18 protein-coding genes are annotated in these 19443 nt (G+C 72.7%); 7 read left to right on the forward strand and 11 right to left on the reverse strand.

Features of this window, described 5'->3' with window-relative positions; all coding sequences use genetic code 11:
• Positions 1 to 1236 (forward strand): phosphoribosylamine--glycine ligase (gene purD, locus F8271_RS20630; RefSeq protein WP_225854655.1); only part of this gene is annotated, 1236 nt, incomplete at its 5' end.
• Between the two features lie 16 nt (positions 1237 to 1252).
• On the opposite strand, the gene F8271_RS20635 is transcribed toward purD, so the two are convergent.
• The 3 genes from F8271_RS20635 to F8271_RS20645 all read right to left on the reverse strand — a co-directional run bounded on the left by F8271_RS20635 (position 1253) and on the right by F8271_RS20645 (position 4724).
• The gene (locus F8271_RS20635) at positions 1253 to 2815 is read right to left on the reverse strand and encodes an AMP-binding protein (RefSeq protein ID WP_151491492.1); all 1563 of its coding nucleotides are present in this window, start codon (positions 2813 to 2815) and stop codon (positions 1253 to 1255) included.
• Positions 2816 to 3055: 240 nt separating this feature from the next.
• Positions 3056 to 4270 (reverse strand): acyl-CoA dehydrogenase family protein, encoded by a 1215-nt coding sequence (locus F8271_RS20640; RefSeq protein ID WP_151491478.1) that lies wholly within the window; start codon positions 4268 to 4270, stop codon positions 3056 to 3058.
• Position 4271: 1 nt separating this feature from the next.
• Positions 4272 to 4724 (reverse strand): SCP2 sterol-binding domain-containing protein, encoded by a 453-nt coding sequence (locus F8271_RS20645; RefSeq protein ID WP_151491479.1) that lies wholly within the window; start codon positions 4722 to 4724, stop codon positions 4272 to 4274.
• A gap of 68 nt (positions 4725 to 4792) precedes the next feature.
• Here F8271_RS20645 and F8271_RS20650 point away from each other — a divergent pair, with 68 nt between their 5' ends.
• A complete protein-coding gene (locus tag F8271_RS20650) occupies positions 4793 to 5431 on the forward strand; it encodes a TetR/AcrR family transcriptional regulator (RefSeq protein ID WP_151491480.1) in 639 nt (212 codons plus the stop codon).
• Here F8271_RS20650 and F8271_RS20655 read toward each other — a convergent pair.
• The gene (locus tag F8271_RS20655; RefSeq protein WP_192580378.1) at positions 5406 to 5678 is read right to left on the reverse strand and encodes a hypothetical protein; all 273 of its coding nucleotides are present in this window, start codon (positions 5676 to 5678) and stop codon (positions 5406 to 5408) included. The two genes, F8271_RS20650 and F8271_RS20655, sit on opposite strands and share 26 nt — an antisense overlap.
• A 27-nt stretch (positions 5679 to 5705) precedes the next feature.
• On the opposite strand from F8271_RS20655, the gene F8271_RS20660 reads away from it, so the two are divergent.
• On the forward strand, positions 5706 to 5984 hold the full coding sequence (locus tag F8271_RS20660) for a response regulator transcription factor (protein ID WP_225854656.1): 279 nt from the start codon (positions 5706 to 5708) through the stop codon (positions 5982 to 5984).
• A gap of 12 nt (positions 5985 to 5996) precedes the next feature.
• Here F8271_RS20660 and F8271_RS20665 read toward each other — a convergent pair whose 3' ends face one another.
• From F8271_RS20665 to F8271_RS20695, 7 genes are all read right to left on the reverse strand, one after another.
• Positions 5997 to 6617: a DedA family protein gene (locus tag F8271_RS20665; protein ID WP_151491481.1), complete on the reverse strand. Its 621-nt coding sequence runs from the start codon at positions 6615 to 6617 to the stop codon at positions 5997 to 5999.
• A gap of 153 nt (positions 6618 to 6770) precedes the next feature.
• On the reverse strand, positions 6771 to 8030 hold the full coding sequence (locus tag F8271_RS20670; RefSeq protein ID WP_151491482.1) for an adenylosuccinate synthetase: 1260 nt from the start codon (positions 8028 to 8030) through the stop codon (positions 6771 to 6773).
• Positions 8027 to 8986, reverse strand: a complete 960-nt coding sequence (locus F8271_RS20675) for a hypothetical protein (RefSeq protein ID WP_151491483.1) — start codon at positions 8984 to 8986, stop codon at positions 8027 to 8029. The genes F8271_RS20670 and F8271_RS20675 overlap by 4 nt, the downstream gene beginning before the upstream one ends.
• A 9-nt stretch (positions 8987 to 8995) precedes the next feature.
• Complete coding sequence (locus tag F8271_RS20680; protein WP_151491484.1) at positions 8996 to 9967, reverse strand: serine/threonine protein kinase; 972 nt, start codon at positions 9965 to 9967, stop codon at positions 8996 to 8998.
• Positions 9964 to 10716: an NUDIX domain-containing protein gene (locus F8271_RS20685; protein ID WP_151491485.1), complete on the reverse strand. Its 753-nt coding sequence runs from the start codon at positions 10714 to 10716 to the stop codon at positions 9964 to 9966. The genes F8271_RS20680 and F8271_RS20685 overlap by 4 nt, the downstream gene beginning before the upstream one ends.
• A 74-nt stretch (positions 10717 to 10790) precedes the next feature.
• The gene (locus F8271_RS20690) at positions 10791 to 11738 is read right to left on the reverse strand and encodes a MaoC/PaaZ C-terminal domain-containing protein (RefSeq protein WP_151491486.1); all 948 of its coding nucleotides are present in this window, start codon (positions 11736 to 11738) and stop codon (positions 10791 to 10793) included.
• Positions 11738 to 13090: a 3-oxoacyl-ACP reductase gene (locus tag F8271_RS20695; RefSeq protein ID WP_151491487.1), complete on the reverse strand. Its 1353-nt coding sequence runs from the start codon at positions 13088 to 13090 to the stop codon at positions 11738 to 11740. Before F8271_RS20695 ends, F8271_RS20690 begins: the two co-directional genes overlap by 1 nt.
• Positions 13091 to 13145: 55 nt before the next feature.
• Between F8271_RS20695 and F8271_RS20700 the strand changes: the two genes are divergently transcribed.
• The 4 genes from F8271_RS20700 to purB form a co-directional block, all read left to right on the forward strand.
• Positions 13146 to 14438, forward strand: a complete 1293-nt coding sequence (locus F8271_RS20700) for an acetyl-CoA C-acetyltransferase (protein WP_151491488.1) — start codon at positions 13146 to 13148, stop codon at positions 14436 to 14438.
• A 145-nt stretch (positions 14439 to 14583) separates the two neighbouring features.
• Positions 14584 to 15621 (forward strand): glycosyltransferase family 2 protein, encoded by a 1038-nt coding sequence (locus tag F8271_RS20705; RefSeq protein WP_151491489.1) that lies wholly within the window; start codon positions 14584 to 14586, stop codon positions 15619 to 15621.
• Positions 15614 to 17992, forward strand: coding sequence for a hypothetical protein (locus F8271_RS20710; protein WP_151491490.1), 2379 nt, complete (start codon positions 15614 to 15616; stop codon positions 17990 to 17992). The genes F8271_RS20705 and F8271_RS20710 overlap by 8 nt, the downstream gene beginning before the upstream one ends.
• Positions 17993 to 18063: 71 nt before the next feature.
• Positions 18064 to 19443, forward strand: a 1380-nt coding sequence (gene purB, locus F8271_RS20715; RefSeq protein ID WP_151491491.1) for an adenylosuccinate lyase, incomplete at its 3' end; no start/stop codon positions are given.

Here is a 19443-nt window from a genome sequence, read left to right on the forward strand (position 1 = left end):
GTGGGTGGTGGCGGGCGGGAGCATGCGCTCGCGCTCGGGTTGGTCGGCGACCCGGCTGTTTCCGTGTTGGTTGCTGCGCCGGGTAACCCGGGGATCTCCTCGGTGGCCTCGCTGCGGGCCGTGAACGCCTCCGATCCTGCCGCGGTGGCGGCGCTGGCTGTGGAGACCGGCGCTGACCTGGTGGTGATCGGGCCGGAGGCGCCCCTCGTCGCCGGGGTTGCCGACGCGGTACGCGCCAAGGGCATCGCCGTGTTCGGCCCGTCGGCCGAGGCAGCTCGGCTGGAGGGGTCCAAGGCGTTCGCCAAGGACGTGATGACCGCCGCGAACGTGCCGACCGCCCGGGCGTACGTCTGCACGGACGAGGAGAGCACCGCGCGGGCGCTCGACGAGTTCGGCGCACCGTACGTGGTGAAGGACGACGGGCTGGCGGCGGGCAAGGGCGTGGTGGTGACCGACGACCGGTCCGCCGCGCTGGCGCACGCCGCGGAGTGTGGCCGGGTCGTGGTCGAGGAGTTCCTCGACGGCCCGGAGGTCAGCCTCTTCGTGGTGACCGACGGCGAGGCGGCCCTGCCGCTGCTGCCCGCACAGGACTTCAAGCGAATCGGCGATGGTGACACCGGCCCGAACACCGGCGGCATGGGTGCGTACGCGCCGCTGCCGTGGGCTCCGCCCGGCCTGGTCGACGAGGTCATGCGTGAGGTCGTCCACCCGACCCTGGCCGAGTTGCGCCGTCGAGGTGCCCCGTTCGCCGGTCTGCTCTACGTCGGTCTCGCGATGACGGCCGCCGGCCCCCGGGTGATCGAGTTCAACGCGCGCTTCGGTGACCCGGAGACCCAGGTGGTGCTCGCGCTGTTGGAGACTCCGCTGGGTGGGCTGTTGCACGCGGCGGCCACCGGCACGCTGGCCGAGCACCCGCCGCTGCGGTGGCGGGACGGCGCCGCAGTCACCGTGGTGCTCGCCGCGCAGGGCTATCCGGCGGCGCCGCGTACCGGCGATGTGATCACTGGCGCGGACCGTCCGGGCATCATCCACGCCGGCACCGCGCTGCGGGCCGGCGACGGCGCGTTGCTGTCCGCCGGTGGCCGGGTCCTCTGCGGTACGGCCACCGGCGCCGACCTGGCCGCCGCGCGGGACGCCGCGTACGCGCTGGTGGACGGGGTGGAGTTGGCCGGGTCGCAGTACCGCACCGACATCGCCGCCGCCGCGGTCGAAGGTCGGATCACGATCCCGGGCTGAGCGTGGGTTCGGCGTCTCAGCCGTAGTAGCGGCGCAGTTCGCGGGCGAGCACCTTGCCGGTGGCGTTGCGGGGCAGGTATTTGACGTAGACCACGTCCCGGGGGACGGAGAACCGGGCCAGGTAGTGCCGCACGTACTCGCGGACCGCCTCCGGGTCGAGGGTCTCGCCCGGGTGCAGGGCGAGGAACGCGGCGAGCCGTTGGCCGTACTCGGGGTCGGGTACGCCGATCACGGCCGCCTCGCGGACCTGCGGTAGTTGGGCGAGCAGGTCCTCCACCTCGGACGGGAAGACGTTCTCGCCACCGGAGACGATCATGTCGTCGGCCCGGCCGTCGACGAAGAGCAGCCCGTCGGCGTTGAGTCGACCGAGGTCGCCGGTGTCGAGCAGCCCGTCGCGGGTCTCCCGGCTGACACCGGAGGTGTAGCCCTCGAACAGCATCTCGTTGCCGACGAAGATCCGACCGACCCGTCCCTCGGGCACCGGCTGGCCGGTGTCGTCGAGGATCTCCAGGCGGGTGCCGTGTGGTGGGCGGCCGGCGGTGGTGGGTGCCTGGCGCAGGTCGGGCGGGCCGGCGATGGAGGCCCAGGAGACCTCCGTGGAGCCGTAGAGGTTGTACAGCACGTCCCCGTAGACGTCCATGAACCGGGGCGCCAGCCCACCGGGCAGTGCCGAGCCGCTGACCGCGACGACCGTGAGGTTGGGGCGCGGGTCGGGCGGGGGGACCTCCAGCAGCCGTTGCACCATCACCGGTACGGCGAACAGAGCGTCGCACCGGTGTTCGACGAGGGCGGCGAGCGTGGCGGCCGGGTCGAAGCGGCGCTGCACCACGATGGTCGCCCGTAGCGCGAAACAGACCTGGAGGGCGGCGAATCCCCAGGTGTGGAAGATCGGTGCGGCGATCATCACCCGGTCCCGGGCGTGCAGGGGTATTCGGTCGATGATGGACACCAGTGGGCCGAATCCGTTGGGTGTGGGCCGGCGGGCGCCCTTGGGTGCCCCGGTGGTGCCGGAGGTGAGCACGATGATCCGGCCGTCGCGTTCCGGTGGGTGCAGCTCGCCGGGTAGGGCCCCGGCGACGAGTTCCTCGCGGCCGCGTTCGTCGAGGCGGGGCAGTTCGGCGGGGAGGCCGAGGACCCGTTCGGTGAACTCGTCGTCGTGCACCAGCAGGCGGAGTCGCTGCTCCTCGGCGACGGTGGCGAGCTGGGCCGCGGAGAGCCCGGTGTTGACGAGGACCGCGTCCACGCCCAGCAGGGTGGCCGCGACGATCGTCTCGATCAGGCCGTGGTGGTTGCGGCAGAGCACACCGATCCGGTCGCCGGCCTGTACGCCGAGCCCGGCCCGCATCGACCGGGCCATGCGTTCGGCCCGGTCGAGGAGGTCCTGGTAGGTCAGCTCGTTGCCGTCCTCGTCGATGACCGCCGGTCGTCCGGGGTCTCTCGCGGCTGCCTGGCGGAGTTCGCCGGCGAGGCTCCACCCCCACCTGCGCAGCGCGTTGAGCTGCGAGGCGATCCGGACCGGCCGGCCCGGGGTGAGCAGGCCACGACGGGTCAGCGTGGTGACGATGAACGGCCGGTCCATGCCGCAGACCTCCTTGGGGGTGGTACGCGAACAGCCCCCTTCAACCGGGGCGTCTTCCTTGATCATGCACCCGGCGTGCCGGTAGGCCCAGCCGGCGTCGGCGTGGAGTGACGAAGACGGCACGGATAGACAGGACGCCGGCTGCCTCCTCGGCCCGACCGACAGCCGGGCCAAGGAGGCAGCCGGCCAACCTGCCAGCCGGGCCGAGGAGCCAGCCGGGCCGAGGAGCCGGGCCGGGGGTCAGCGGATCTGCATCCCGGAGATGGCCCGTGAGATGACCAGTCGCTGGATCTCGGAGGTGCCCTCGAAGATGGTGTAGATCTTGGCGTCGCGGTACCAGCGCTCGACCGGGTGGTCGCGCAGGAAGCCGGCCCCGCCGAGCAGCTGCACCGCCTTCTCGGTGACCGACACCGCCACCTCACCGGCCTTGAGCTTGGACATCGAGCCCTCGCCCGCGGTGAACGGACGGTTGTTGCGGCCCATCCAGGAGGCCCGCCAGACGAGCAGCCGTGCCGCGTCGATCTCCATCCGCATGTCGGCCAGCGCGAACGCGACCGCCTGGTTCTCGATGATGGGCCGTCCGAACTGGACCCGGTCCTTGGCGTAGTCCAGGGCGTACTCGTAGGCGGCCCGGGCCACGCCGAGCGCCTGCGCGCCCACCGTGGGTCGGGACAGCTCGAAGGTGCGCATCGCGGCCTGTCCGCTGGCCCGCTGACCGGAACGGGCGCGGGCCAACCGCTCGTCCAGGGAGTCCTTGCCGCCGAGCAGGCAACGGCCGGGTACGCGTACCCCGTCGAGGAAGACGTCGGCGGTGTGCGATGCGCGGAGGCCGAGTTTGCGCAGCTTGCGGGTGGCGGTCAGGCCGGGGGTGCCGGGCGGTACGACGAACGCCGCCTGGCCCCGGGAGCCGAGCGTGGGGTCGATCGAGGCGGTGACCACGTGCACTCCGGCGATGCCGCCGTTGGTGGCGTACGCCTTCTGCCCGGTGAGCACCCACTCGTCGGTGGCCTCGTCGTAGACGGCCCGGGTGCGCATCGCGCCGACGTCGGAGCCGGCCTCGGGTTCGCTGGTGCAGAACGCGGCGACGGCCGGCGAGTCGATGTCGCCGAAGCACTGCGGCACCCACTCGACCATCTGCTCGGGGGTGCCGGCGCCGTAGATGGCGGCGACCGCGAGCGAGGTGCCGAAGATGCTCAGACCGATGCCGGCGTCACCCCAGAAGAGTTCCTCGCTGGCGATGGGGAGGGAGAGCCCGGTGGGGTCGGCCCAGCAGGTGGCGAGGAACTCGAAGCCGTAGAGGCCGACCTTGGCGGCTTCCTGGATCACCGGCCACGGGGTGTCCTCGCGCTCGTCCCACTCGGCGGCGGCCGGGCGCACGACCTCGGCGGCGAAGCCGTGCACCCAGTCGCGTAGATCCCGCTGTTCCTCGTTCAGGTCGAGCGAGAATTCGGCCATGTCAGGCCTTGGGGATGTCGAACAGGTTGGCGATGTTGGCGGCGAGCCCGAGGTCGCCCTTCGCCTTCAGCTTGCCGGTCATGAACATCATCACCGGGTTGGCGCCACCGGAGACGATCTTCAGGAACTCGACCGGGCCCATGGTCAGGCTCAGCTTCGGGTCGTGCTGCGGGGTCTCGTTCACCTCGCACTTGCCGTCGGCGATGACGACCTCGTAGGTGTCGCTGCCGCCGTCCGGGCGACCGGTGATGATCCAGTGGATGACCGCGTTGGTGGAGCCGGCCCGGTCCGCGCGGAACAGCGACGGCATCCGTCCGAACACCTCGCCCAGGACCTTGCCGCGCAGGTCACCGGACATCACCTGGGCGATCTTGTCGTCCGGGGTGGACTTGACCAGCTGGGCGAACTCCTTGGGGCCGACGTTGGCGAAGGTGGCCGGGTCGAAGTCAGACATGAGGTACGCCTTCCGGAAGATTTGGCTACTCGCGCGTAACCCTACGCACGAGTAGGTATGCTCGCAAGGTGTCCACCGCGCCCGCCTTCAAGCGTCTGCCACGTGCCGTCCGTGAGCAGCAGATGCTCGACGCGGCCGTGAAAGTCTTCTCCCGGCGGGGTTTCCACGCTGCCAGCATGGACGAGATCGCGGAGGACGCGGGCATCTCCAAGCCCATGGTGTACGCGTACCTCGGCACGAAGGAAGAACTCTTCGTCGCCTGCCTGCACCGGGAGGGCACCCGGATGATGCAGGCCATCGCCGGCGCCGCCGTCCCCGACCTGCCGGCCGACGAACGGCTCTGGCGCGGGTTGAGGGCGTTCTTCGGCTTCGTCGGCGCACACCGTGACGGCTGGGCGGTGCTCTACCGGCAGGCCCGGGGCGAGCAGCCGTTCGCCGGCGAGTTGGCCACCATGCGGACCCGTCTGGTCGAGGTGGTGGCCGGGATGCTCGACCACGCCCTCCGCGCCGAGGGTCGCGAGATCACCGCCGTCGACCTGGAGGTCGTCGCGTACGCCCTGGTCGGCGCGTCCGAGTCGCTGGCGGACTGGCTCGCGGACCACCCGGAGGCCGACCCGGAGAAGACCGCCACCCGGATGATGAACGTGGCCTGGCTCGGCGCCGGCCAACTGCTGCACGGCGTCACCTGGCGTCCGCCGGCCGGCTGACCGCCCCGGCGGAAACACTGTCGGTGCCCGGCTCGGCCCGCGCCACCCGGCGGCGGTTGCGCAGCCAGCGGATCACCTCGACGATCGCCGTCACCGTCAGGGCGAGGCCCAGACCGAGCAGCAGACCGCGCAGCGGGTCCTGCTCGAAGGCCAGCCCGCCGAGGTAGCCGACCAGCGCCGAGTAGAGCCCCCACGAGCAGGCGGCCAGCGCGTCGAAGGCCAGGAACCGTCGTCGCGGATAGCGCACCGCGCCCATGGTGCCGCCGGGAACGCGATGCTCGCCCCGACCGTCACCCGGCGGCTGATCAGCTCCTTCGCCGAGCGCGGGCCGGCCCGCCGGGACGTTGCGCGTCAGCGACTCGCTCCGCTCACCGCGCGGGAGTTGGACATCGTCCGGGAGGTGGCGCGCGGGCATGGGAACGCGGAGATCGCTCGGCGTCTGACGATGAGCGAGGCCACCGTGAAGGCACACGTCAGCCGCGCGTTGGCGAAACTCCGGGTGGCCAACCGGGTCCAGGTGGCGATCCTGGTGTACGACGCCGATCTGCTGTGACGTGCGCGCCGGTCAACGTCGGGCGGCGGCGCGGCGGTGTGCCCTGCGGCGCAGCCACCGGAAACCCTCCAGGCCGAACGTGACGACCAGTGAGAGCCCCACGCCGACCAGGACGCCCTTCACCGGGTCACGTTCGAAGGCCAACCCGCCGAAGTAGCCGAGCAGCCCGCAGTACAGGGCCCAGGTGACCGCCGCGATGCTGTCGTACAGCAGGAACGACCGTCGGGGATAGCGCACCGCGCCCATGGTGAGGGTGACGGCGGTCCGGCCGCCCGGCACGTACCGGCTGGTGGTCAGGATGATTCCGCCGCGCCGGTCCACGGCGCGGCGGGCCCAGTTGGAGCTGGCCTGTCGGCGGCTGCCGTCGGGCAGCTGGGCCAGCCGGTGCGCCCCGCCACCCCGACCGATCGCGTACGAGATGTGGTCCCCGACCAGCGCACCGGTGGCGGCACTGATGATCACCAGGGTGAGGCTGGGATGACCGGCGCTCCCGGAGAGCACCGCCGCCGTGATCACCGCCGCTTCGCCCGGCACCGCGGGGAAGAACGCGTCGACCGCGGTGAGCCCGAAGATCACCAGGTACACCCATGGTGATGTGACCGTCCCACGGAGGAGGTCGAGCAGGGCTTCCATTCCCCCATGCTGGCCGGGCGCGACCCGCCCGGTGGCATAACCTCCACTCCTCCCCGCGCCGATCTGTGCACTTCCTGTCCGAACCAAACCCTACAAAAGCCGCAGAGCAACGACCGAAAGTGCGAGATCGACGGGGGGAGAGCGGCCCCGGGGTCAGCCGTGGACCAGGGCCGGTGGGGCTAGCAGCGGGCCGTGCGGGGTCTTGTCGTCGGCGGTGGGGCCGTGCGAGGTCAGCACCACCGGTGTGTCCAGCTCCGCGCTCACCGCCTCGGCCCAGTCCGGCGGCGGGTCGTCGTACACCGGTCGGGAGCGCAGCAGGCGGGCGGTGAGGGCCGCCTGCCGATCCAGGTCGCCGGGCCGGCCCGGGGTGAGCCGGTCGGTGGTGTCGTAGCGCCGGCAGATCCGCAGGTCGGGGCCGGCGAGGTCGAGGTGGGTCAGCGCCAGGCCGTCGACCCCGCCGGCCGCGGCGAGGGCGTACCGGTGGGCGACCGCGTCGAAGTGGCCGAACCGGAACCGGCCCTGCCACGGGTTCGTCGGGTTGTGCGGATCGGCCAGAGGCAGGGCCGGGTCCTCGGTCACCAGCGGGCCGGCTCCGTGCCGGGTGGTGACGATCCGCAGCACGCCGAGCCGGGTCGCGTCGCCGGTCTGGCCCGCCTCGGCGAGCAGGTTGTCGGCGTTGGCGAACGTGGTGGTGCTCCACGTCGTGTACGGGTGGAAGCCGTGCCACTCGTCGAGCAGGATGCCCTGCGCGCCCTCGAAGACGCAGGTGCCGGCGCGCAGCGCCCCGGCGAGCCAGCTCCCGTCGACGATCTCGACCCGCCCGGCGAACCCGGTGAAGGCGGGCAGGCAGTCCTCGACCGGCGGGGCGTCCAGCGGGCCCAGTTCGGCGGTCAGCCGGTCCCGCAGGGCGGTCAACCTGCGACGCAGCACCGCCGGACGATGGCAGTCGGCGACCCGGGGTGCCTCGTCGGGGTGGGCGAGCCCGTACGCGACGGCCTCGCCCACCCCCAGCCCGCAGGAGCCGTGCCGGTCGGCTCCCCGGGCGATCTCCCGGGCCCGGTTGGCTGCCCGGTGGTACGGGGTGGCGAGCAGCGCGTCGGCGTCGACGGTCAGCCGGTCGAGCGCGTCGGGTACCCCGACCGTGGCGAGATGGTCGGCCTCGGCGGCCAGTGCCAGTGGGTCCACCACCACGTGCCGCGACAGGTGCGTACGGACACCGGAATGGAACGTGCCAGCGCCGAACTGCGCGAACGTGTGATGCCGCCCGTCGCGCAGCACGACGTTGTGCGCCGCCTGCGCGCCCCCGTTGAAGCGGACCACGGTGTGCACGGGTCGGGTGGCGCAGAGCCAGTCCACCACCGTGCCCTTGCCCGCGTCGCCGTAGCCGAGGTCGACCACCGCCACGTGCCTCACAGCCGGGTCACCGCACCGCTGGTGTCGCGGAACGCCGGCAGCGTGGACACCTCGGCCCGCCGCCCCCGGCCGAGGCGGGCCAGCGCCTTGGACACGGTGCCGGCGGCGGCCGAGCCGGTGCGGTGCAGGTGGCGAAGGCCCTCGTCCAGGTCGATGGCCTGTTCGCCGAGGCCGATGGTGAGCGCGATGGTCTCGCAGACCGCGTCGAGGTCGTCGAGCACGACGGCGTTCTGCCCGAGCAGGTCCCGCCAGAAGTCGAGGACCTTGGCGTTGCCGGCGTAGTGACTGCCGGCGGGGAGCAGATAGTAGGTGTCCCAGCGGCGGGTCACCTCGTCGACGACCTGCCGCAGTGGCACGTCCTCGGCCAGGTCGTCACCGATCAGGCCGGCCACCTCCCGGGCCTTCGCCTTCGGGTACGCCAGTTCGTCGCCGATGATGAACAGGTAGCCGCGCCGGCCGCGCTTCTCCCAACTGTCGGTGACGGTGTGTCGGGCCATGAAGTACATGGCCAGCTCGTACGACTCGCTCATCTGCCCGCCGCCACCGCCTTCGAGGACGATCCGGCCGAGGTCGTCGTCCATCCGGTTGTCCGACTCGAACTGGCCCACCTGCAACGGCACCCGGTCGCAGGTGGCGTCGCCGATCGCGCCGAACATGATCTGCGGGTCGCTGGCGTAGCCCTGCCGTTGCAGCAGCCCGAGCAGCTGCGGCAGCTTGGTCTGCAGGACGCGCGGGACCGTACGCATCGAGCCGGTCACGTCGAAGAGCACCGCGATGGGCGTCGACCGGGGGTGCTCGTCGGAGTCGCGGCTCTCACGGGTGGCGTCGCGGGGGTCGAGTGCGGCGTGCACGGTGCGTGCCCCGCTGTCGCTGTAGGAGAACGCGCTGCGGCCGGTGGAGCGCCGGTAGCGGTCGGCGGCGTCGTACACGTCGGTGGACCAGATTCCACTGCCCATGACAGCTCCTTACGGGTTGAGGGTGAAGGGTCGGAAGGTGCGTGGCCCGTAGAGCCGGTCCAGCACCTGGTCGAGTTCGCGCAGCAGACGCCACGCGTCGTCCGGTCGGGAGTCCAGCGACCGCTGCCGGCAGCCCTGCGCGAAGGCGTGCAGCTCGCGGGGCGCACGCGCCCCCATCAGCCAGCTCATGCAGCGGCTGACCATCGCGATGTCGGTGCCCGGCCCGCAGGGCCGCTTGCGGGGGACCTCCTCCGGATACCACCCGTCGTGGCCGGGCACCAGGGCGGGAATCGTGCTGCCGACCGGGGCGGAGAAGCACCAGTCGACGAGCACCACGCCGTGGGCGTCCGGCTCGATGAGGACGTGTCGCGGCAGGACCGCGCCGTGCACCACGCCCGCCCGGTGGGCCAGGCCGAGCACCACCAGCAGCCGCCGCCACATCCAGGCCACGTCCCGGGCGTCCAGCCCGTCGGGGTACGCGCGCCGGACCTCGTCGAGGTCGTGCAGGCCGGGCGCGGTGGCGAGCACGTTGATCCGCCGTTGCGCGCCGGTCGCGGCGTCGCGGTGCAGGAACTCGTCGACGAGCCGGGGCACGTACGGCAGGTAGCGCGGGTCGCCCCGCTCGGCGATGGTGCACAGGGCGTGCGCCTCGCGGGCCATCAGGTCGTTGTCGGTGGGTCGTCGGGGAAGCTTGAGCAGCCGGTCGTCGCCGACGTCGTAGAGGTCGGCCAGGTCGCCCGAGTGGACCGGCGCGCCGAGTCGGTAGTCACCGAGGACGGTGACCTGCCGGGCCTGCCACCGGCTGGTGACGTGGATGAACGCGTCGAGGGCTTCGGCGCGTACCGCCGGGTCGGCCGGCAGGCGGTCGGGGTGCAGGGCCGCGACCAGCTCGCGGTACCGCCGGGCCGGCTGGTCGGCGCCGAACAGGTCGGCATCGGTGCGGGCGGCCGCGACCAGGCCGATGGCCGCCGCCGTCCTCATCGCACCGTCTCCTCGCGGGCGGGACGCAGCAGCGCCGGGTGCAGCAGCCGGGCGTCACCGGCCCGGTAGAGCCGGGCGCGGGGGCCGCCCCGGGCGCCGCCGCGTTCGGTGCTGGCGCCCGTGCTGTCCACGAAGCCCGGCACGGAGAGCACCTTGCGGTGGAAGTTGCCGGCGTGCAGCGGGTGACCCCAGACCGTCTCGTAGACGGCGCGCAGCTCACTGATGGTGAACTCGGCGGCGAGGAAACGCGTGGCGAGCGGCGTGTACTCCAGCTTGGACCGGGCCCGCTCCAGCGCGTCGTCGATGATCCGGCCGTGGTCGAAGGCCAGCTGCCGGCTGGTCAACGCGGTCACCGGCAGCCAGATCGCCTCGTCGGCGTCGGTGCCGGCGGCCGGGTCCGGCAGGTCGGGGGCGAACGCGAGGTGAGCGATCGAGACGACTCGCATCCGCGGGTCGCGGTCGGGCGTGCCGTAACTGCCCAACTGCTCCAGGTGTACGCGGCTCAGCCCTTCACCGCCGAGCCCGGTCTCCTCGGCCAGCTCCCGTCGGGCACCCGCGGTCAGGTCTTCGTCGGGTCGGACGAAGCCGCCGGGCAGCGCCCAGTGCCCCTCGAACGGCGCCTGTCCGCGCCGGATCAGCAGGAGGTGCAGTGCGCCGTCGCGGATGGTCAGTGCCACCACGTCGACGGTCACGGCGACCGACGGGTAGTCCCGCGGGTCGTACGTCGCCAGGAAATCCTGCTCGTTCACCGTGTCACTCTCATTCTGAGAACATCTCGTTGTGAGAACAACCTAGCGCACGGATGCAACCCTGCCAAGAGGGCTCAGCGCACGAGACCCGCCAGGTGCGGCCGTCCGCGGGAGTCGTGCAGGGCGAAACCGCCGTCCGGCAAGAGGACGAAGTTGACGGTGCTCGGCAGCGGTACGGGCACCTTGAAGGCGACCTCGACGGTGTAGGCGTCGGGCAGCCGGGCCTCCAGCGCGGCCAGGCAGCGCGCCTTGCTCCACATGCCGTGCGCGATCGGCCGGCGGAAGCCGAACAGCCGTGCCCCGAGCAGGCTGGTGTGGATCGGGTTGTGGTCACCGGAGACCCGGGCGTACTCCGTACCGACGCGGGATTCCACCCGCCAGCGCGCGGTGGCCACCGGAGCCGCGGGACGCTCGCCTCGGTCCCGCCCGGCGGGCCTGCGCTCCCGACCCAGGTACGTCGAGACGCCGCGCCAGACCTCCTCCCCGTCGACCGAGCCGACCAGCACCACGTCCACCTGCCGCCCCCGGTCGTGCGGGCGCAGGTTCTCCGCGTACGTCGTGAAGTCGAGGGTCTCGTCGGCGGTGATCGGGCGGCGCACGGTGATCCGGTTCTCGACATGCACCAGGCCGATCAGCGGGAGGGGAAACTCCGGCGCGGTCATCAGCCGCAGGGCCAGCGGAAAGCCCAGGACGTGCGGGAACGTGCCCGGCAGCCGGTCGGTGAGCCGGAATCCGCAGACCCGGTCGTAGTCGGCCAGGTGCGCCCGGTCGACGGTGATCCCGCCGACGCCCAGCTCGACCGCCGGCAGGTCGGGTCCACGCCGCCCGCCGCCGAGGCCCGGCACCGCACCGAGCACGGCCCTGCGGTACAACGCGCCGGCCGCCGGCAGCCGGGGCAGCTCCACGAGCGTGCGGCCGCCCGACTCCGGCCGGCGAGCCGCGGCCTGGGTCTGCGCCGACAGGGTCTCCGTCGGGCCGTCGATCAGCTCGTGCAGGGAGAGTTCGTCGTCCGCGCCGCCCATCACGCCCCCAGCAGGCTCTGGCCGCAGACCCGGACCACGTTGCCGCTGACCGCGCCGCTGGCTGGCCAGGCCAGCCAGCCGATCGTCTCGGCCACGTCCACCGGCAGCCCGCCCTGGGCCAGGCTGTTCATCCGTCGGCCCGCCTCCCGGACCACCAGCGGGATGCGCGCGGTGAGCCGGGTCTCGATGAAGCCGGGGGCCACCGCGTTGACGCTGATGTCCCGGTCGCGCAGAGCCGGGGCGAGCGCGTCGACCAGCCCGATCACGCCGGCCTTGCTGGTGGCGTAGTTGGTCTGCCCCCGGTTGCCGGCGATCCCGGCGATCGACGAGACCCCGATGATCCGGCCGCCGGCTGGGATCAGCTCCCGCTCCAGCAGCACGTCGTTGATCCGCTCCTGGCTGGACAGGTTGACGTCGACGACCTGGTCCCACCGGTCGGCGTCCATCCGGCCGAGCGTCTTGTCCCGGGTGATGCCGGCGTTGTGCACCACCACGTCGACGCGGCCGTGCCGGCCCGCCAGGTGGTCGGCGAGTCGGGTCGGCGCGTCCGGGGCGGTCAGGTCGAGCTGGAGGGCCGTACCGCCGATGCCGTTCGCCACGGCGGCGAGCGCGTCCCCGGCCGCCGGGATGTCGAGCGCGACGACCTTCGCGCCGTCGCGGGCGAGCACCGTCGCCAGCGCCGCGCCGATGCCCCGCGCGGCGCCGGTGACCAGCACGACCTGCCCGTCCAGCGGGCGGTCCCAGTCGGCCGGGGCGCTCGCCGCGCCGGCACCGACCCGGATGACCTGGCCCGAGACGTACGCGGACCGGCCGGACAGCAGGAACCGGAGCGTCGACTCGAGGCTCGTCCCGGTGCCGCCCTCGGCGCGCGTCACGTAGACGAGCTGCGCGGTGCTGCCCCGGCCGAACTCCTTGCCGATGCTGCGCACCAGCCCCTCCAGGGCGCGTTGGGCGGTCGCCTCGCGGGGCGTCGCGCACTCCCGCGGCGGGGTGCCGAGCACGATCACCCGGCCGCTGGGCAGCACGGACCGGGCCTGCGGGTGGAAGAAGTCGTAGAGCTGACGCAGCTGGGTGGAGTCGGTGATGCCGCTGGCGTCGTACACCAGGGCTCCGAAGCGATCCTGCGGTCCGGTCGTGCCGGTGTCGCGCAGCTCGACCCCGGCGGCGGTCAGGATCTTGGCAACCGGGTCGGCGAGCCGGCCGCCGGTGGCCGCGCCGAGCAGGGCCGGCCCGGGCAGCAGCGGATCGCCGGGGTGGTACCGGCGCAGCCGGGGCGGGTCGGGCAGCCCGAGGCGCTTGACCAGCGCTCGGCCGGCGGCCGATTGGACGAAGCTCGCGTACCTGTCGGTCATGGGCGTAGCCTACTGGCGAGTAGGGTTCGAGCAACACATGTCGAGGAGGCGGATCGTGCAGAGCACCCGGCGGGTCGCGGTCATCGGGGGCAACCGCATCCCCTTCGCCCGTTCCAACTCCCGCTACGCGGACGCGTCCAACGCGGACCTGCTCGGCGCGGCACTGGACGGTCTGATCGCCCGGTACGGGCTGGCCGGGCAGCGGGTCGGCGAGGTGGTGACCGGGGCGGTGCTCAAGCACTCCCGCGACTTCAACCTCACCCGCGAGGTCGTCCTCGGATCCCGACTCGACCCGCACACTCCGGCGTACGACATCCAGCAGGCCTGCGGCACCGGCCTGGAGGCGGCGATCCTCGTCGCCAACAAGATCGCCCTCGGGCAGCTCGACGTGGGCATCGCCGGCGGGGTCGACACCACCTCCGACGCGCCCCTCGCGGTCAACGAGGAGATGCGGCGCACGCTGCTCAAGCTCAACTCGGCCCGGACGCTCGGCGCGCGGCTGAAGATCGCGGCGAAGCTGCGCCCGCTCCAGCCCTTCAAGCCGGAGATCCCGCGCAACGCCGAACCGCGTACCGGCCTGTCCATGGGGGACCACGCGGCCCGCACCGCGGTGCAGTGGCAGATCGACCGGCGCTCCCAGGACGAGTTGGCGCTGCGCTCGCACCAGCGGCTGGCCGCCGCGTACGACCGGGGCTTCTTCGACGACCTGATGACGCCGTACCTGGGGCTCACCCGCGATGCGAACCTCCGCCCGGACACCACCCTGGAGAAGCTCGGCGCGCTGAAGCCGGTCTTCGGCACCCGCGGCCCGGACGCCGAGCAGGCCACCATGACCGCCGGCAACTCGTCGCCGCTCACCGACGGCGCGTCCACCGTCCTGCTGGCCAGCGAGGAGTGGGCGGCGGCGCACAACCTGCCCGTCCTGGCCTGGTTCAGCTGGTCGGAGACCGCGGCGGTGGACTTCGTGCACGGCGACGAGGGGCTGCTGATGGCACCCGCGTACGCGGTGCCCCGGATGCTGGCCCGCGCCGGGCTGACGTTGCAGGACTTCGACTACTACGAGATCCACGAGGCGTTCGCGTCGCAGGTGCTGGCCACCCTCGCCGCCTGGGAGTCGCCGGAGTTCTGCAAGGACCGCCTCGGGTTGGACGCGCCGCTGGGCGGGATCGACACCGACCGGCTCAACGTGAACGGCTCGTCGCTGGCCGCCGGGCACCCGTTCGCCGCCACCGGCGGGCGGATCGTCGCCACGCTCGCCAAGCTGCTGGCCGAGCGAGGCAGCGGGCGCGGACTGATCTCGATCTGCGCCGCCGGCGGTCAGGGCGTCACGGCGATCCTGGAGCGCTGAGCGCCTCGATCGTCCCTTCCCGGGGCACCAGCCAACCGGCGTTAACGGACCGTTCAGGAGTCGGCCCGCTGGTGGAGGGTTTACCACGCGATGGTGATCGCTGCTGAACCGATCACTCCTGCGTGCGGAACGGGGCCGTAACACCATGGAGTCCGTCGTTCCACGGACAACCACCCTCTCGGTGGTCATCCCGATGTTCAACGAGACCGCGGTCATCCCGGCCCTGGTCGCCAGGCTGCGGCCGGTGCTCGACGCGCTCGGCGTCGACTACGAGGTGGTCGCCGTCGACGACGGCAGCCGGGACGACACCGTGTCGGTGCTCTTCGACCACGGCCGGGACTGGCCGCAGCTGCGGGTGCTGCGGCTGCGGCGTAACAGCGGCCACCAGGCGGCGCTGACCGCCGGGCTGCACCGGGCCGTCGGCCGGTGGGTGGTCAGCCTGGACGCCGATCTCCAGGATCCGCCGGAGACCATCGCCGAGATGCTCCGCGTGGCCCGCGAGGACGGGGTGGATGTCGTCTACGGCGTTCGCGCCGACCGCAGCACCGACACGGTCTTCAAGCGCAACACCGCCCGTGGCTACTACTGGGCGATGCGTCGGCTCGTCGGCGTCGACCTGCCCGCGCAGGCCGGCGACTTCCGGTTGCTCAGCCGGGACGTGATCGAGGTCCTGCGCCAGCTGCCGGAACGTGCCCCGGTCTACCGGCTGCTGGTGCCGTCGCTCGGCTTCCCGAGCGCCGAGGTGCGCTACGACCGTGCGGCCCGCGCCGCCGGGGAGACGAAGTACCCGCTGCGCCGAATGGTGGCCCTGGCCTGGGAGAGCACGGCGAACTTCTCCGCCGCGCCACTGCGTCTGGCCACCTGGCTGGGGATGTCGAGCTTCCTGCTCTGCCTCGCGCTGATCGTGTTCGGCATGGTCGTTCACGTCTCCGGCGCCACCATCCCCGGCTGGACCTCGATGTTCGTCGCGGTGCTGCTGCTCAGCGGGGTGCAGCTGGTCTGCCTCGGCCTGCTCGGCGAGTACGTCGGCCGGATCTACGCCACCGTGCAGAACCGGCCGGCCTTCCACATCGGGTTCGACTCTCACGACGAGCTGCCGGGCACCGGGACGGTCCCGCGGAGCCGGGGCGACGACGGCTCACGTACGCCGACCGTCGGACCGGCGGTCGGCGTCCGTGGCTGACACCCTGCTGGCCGATCGGATCGACACCCCGGCCCCGGCGACACGGCGAAACGCCCTCCTACCGGTCCTCACCACGCTGCCCTGGGTGCTCGTGATCGCCGCGCTGCTCCTGGTCTGGTCGCGCGGCAGCGTGCCGGCCCCGGATCTCGCCCGGTTCTCCGCGTACTGGGTCCTCGCGCTCATCCTCCCCGGGACCCTGGTGCACCGCGCGCTACGCGGCAGCCGGGGCAACCTTCCGGAGGACCTCGGCTTCGGCGCGGCCACCGGCCTGTTGCTGGAGCTCGCCGCCTGGGCGTTGGCCGCGGCGACCGGCCAGCAGTCCCTGCTGCGGTGGTGGCCGCTGCCCGTACTCATCGCCTTCGCCGCCGTTCCCGGGCTGCGTCGGCACTGGCGGGTCGGCGAGCACCGACCCCTGCCGGTCGCCTGGCACTGGGGGATGGGCGCGGCGCTGCTGGTGGTGCTGGCCTGGTCGTACACCCAGTGGCGGATGGTCGCGCTGCCTCCGGTGTACGGCGGCTACTACCCGGACGTGCTCTACCACCTGGGGCTGGTGCAGGAGCTGACCCGGGCGATGCCGTTCGAGTTGCCGCACGTCGCGGGAGAGGCCCTGCGCTACCACTACCTCTCCGACGCGCACATCGCGAGCGGCAGCATGGTCACCGGCATCCCGCCGGAGATGGTGCTGCTGCGACTCTGGCTGGTGCCGGTTGTCGGTACGGCGGTGCTGCTCGCGGCCGGGCTCGTCCGTGATCTGAGTCGGGCGGTCTGGGCCGGCCCGGTGGTCGCCCTCGCCGCCCTCACCGGGAGCGCGGTCACGCTCGGCTCACCCGTGGGCGCGTCCGGCGAGATGCCGCTGTCGTACGCCAGCCCGTCGCAAACGTACGTGCTGGTGCCGTTGCTGCTGCTCGCCGGCCTCTGTGTCGACGTGGCCCGGGGGCGTTCCCTCGGCCCGGCGTGGCCGCTGGTCCCGGCGCTCGGGCTGGTGTGTGCGGGGGCGAAATCCAGCGCCCTGCCGCCACTGGTCGCCGGCCTGGGTCTCACCGCGGTGGTCTTCTGGTGGCGGAAGCGGCAGATCCCACGACCCGCGCTGGCCGCGCTGGCCTGCCTCGTGGCGGCGATGGCGCTCGGCTTCCGGCTGTTCGCCGGTGGCGGGGCCTCCACGCTGCGCGTGCAGGGGTTGGCGTTGCTGCACTTCATCGCCCCGTACGCCGAAACTCTCGGCCCGGGTGACGGCATCTGGCCGAGTGCGCCGCTGCCGCCCGGCATCAACGACGGTGGCGCCCTCGGGTGGCTGCTGGCGTTCTCCGTGGTCGCCTGGTGGGTGTTGGGTCAGGCGCCACGGTGGGTGGGCATGAGCCTGCTCGTCGACCGGGGGCACCGGGCCGACCCGGCCGTCTGGCTGCTCGCCGGCACGGTCCTGGCCGGGGCTGCCACCACCTGGGTGTTCCAGCACCCGTCGATCAGTCAGATCTACTTCTGGATGGGTGTCATCCCGATCGGCGTCGTGCTGACCACCTGGTCCCTCGCCGAGGCTCGGGCACCCTGGCCGGCGCTGGTGGTCCCCGCCGTGGCCGGCGCGTTGGCGGGGCTCGCCACGGCCGGCACGGTGGTGGGTCTCGCCGTGCCGAGGATCAACCGTCCCGGCACCCCCACCACCTCGACGATCGAGGGGTGGCTCCGGGTGCTGGGTCTCTCGGCGGCCCGGTACGTGCTGTTCGTGGCGGTGGCCGCCGCGCTCGCCGTCGGAGTGGCGGCCCTGTGGCGGCGTCGTGTCCCCTCGCCGGGCAGTCCCCGGCGGGCGGCGACGATCGCCCTGGCCGGGATCACCGCCGCGATGCTCGGTGCCAGCGCCGCCGTCGTGGTGGGCGGGACCGTCCGCTCGGTGCTGACCGAGCCGGGCCCGCCGGCCACCGGGCCGCAGCCGTACGCGCTGACCGCCGACGAGATGCGCGCCGCGCTGTGGCTGGACGACAACGCCGCCGACGACGACGTGGTCGCCACCAACGTGCACTGCCGGCCGGTGCGGACCACCCCGCACTGCGACGCCCGTGCGTTCTGGGTGACCGGCCTGGGCGGGCACCGCACCGTGGTGGAGAGCTGGGGCTACACCGACGCGGTCGTGGCCGCGCACGGCGTGCAGAACCTCGGGTACGCCCGGCAGAACTTCCCCGACCAGGCGCTGCTCGCGCTCAACGACGGGGTGTTCAGCGCCCCGACCCCGGCCGACCTGGACCGGCTCCGGACGGCGCACGGGGTCCGGTGGCTGTTCGCCGACACCCGGGCCGGTGCCGTGTCGGCGGAGTTGGCCCGGCTGGCCCAGGTCCGGCTGGTCGCCGGCCCGGTCACCATCTACGAGCTCAACCGCCCCTGACCGGCCCGGTCCGGGTGGCCGGCCCCGGCCCGGTCCGGGTGCTGGTCAGCGGGTGCGGGACAATGAGGTACGTGACGACGATCCCCAACGTGCTCGCCAACCGGTACGCCTCGCCCGAGTTGGTCGCCCTCTGGTCGCCCGAGGAGAAGGTCCGGATGGAGCGGCGGCTCTGGCTCGCCGTGCTCCGCGCCCAGCGGGATCTGGGCGTACCGGTGCCGGACGGTGTGGTCGAGGCGTACGAGCGGGTGCTCGACCAGGTCGACCTCGCCTCGATCGCGGAGCGGGAGCGGGTCACCCGGCACGACGTGAAGGCCCGCATCGAGGAGTTCAGCGCGCTCGCCGGGTTCGAGCACGTGCACAAGGGAATGACCTCGCGCGACCTCACCGAGAACGTCGAGCAGCTCCAGGTGCGCGCCTCGCTGGAGCTGATCCGGGACCGGGTGGTGGCCACCCTCGCGCGGTTGGCCTGGCTGGCCCACGAGCACTCCGAGCTGGTCATGACCGGTCGTTCGCACAATGTGGCGGCGCAGGCCACCACGCTCGGCAAGCGCTTCGCGTCGGCGGCGGAGGAGCTGCTGATCGCGTACGAGCGGCTGGAGGATCTGATCGGCCGCTACCCGCTGCGGGGCATCAAGGGGCCGGTCGGCACGTCCGCCGACCAGCTTGACCTCTTCGACGGCGACGCCGACAAGGTGGCCGAGCTGGAGCGCCGGGTCGCCGAGCACCTGGGCTTCTCGCGGGTGCTGGACAGCGTCGGGCAGGTCTACCCGCGCTCGTTGGACTTCGACGTGCTGGCCGCGTTGGCGCAGGTCGCCGCCGCGCCGTCGTCGCTGGCCACCACGATCCGGCTGATGGTCGGCCAGGAGTTGGTGACCGAGGGCTTCAAGCCGGGCCAGGTCGGCTCCAGCGCCATGCCGCACAAGATGAACACCCGCTCGTCGGAGCGCGTGAACGGCTTCGCCGTGATCATCCGGGGTTACCTGTCGATGGTCGGCGAGCTGGCCGGTGACCAGTGGAACGAGGGGGACGTGTCCTGCTCGGTGGTCCGGCGGGTGGCCCTGCCGGACGCGTTCTTCGCCGCCGACGGGCTGTTCCAGACGTTCCTCACCGTGCTCGACGAGTTCGGCGCGTACCCGGCGGTGATCAACCGGGAGCTGGAGCGCTTCCTGCCGTTCCTGGCCACCACGAAGATCCTGGTGGCGGCGGTCCGGCGCGGCGTCGGCCGGGAGGTCGCCCACGAGGTGATCAAGGAGCACGCGGTCGCCGTGGCGTTGGCCATGCGCGAGAAGGGCGCCCCGGAGAACGACCTGTTCGACCGCCTGGCGGCAGATGGCCGTCTCGGCCTGTCCCGAGCCGACATCGACCTCCTGGTGGCCGACCGCACCGCCTTCGTAGGAGCGGCAAAGACCCAGGTGGAGTTGGTGACCCGCCGCATCACCAAGGTGGTGGAA

Source organism: Micromonospora sp. ALFpr18c (genome assembly GCF_008868155.1).
In the GTDB taxonomy this organism is placed as follows: domain Bacteria; phylum Actinomycetota; class Actinomycetes; order Mycobacteriales; family Micromonosporaceae; genus Micromonospora.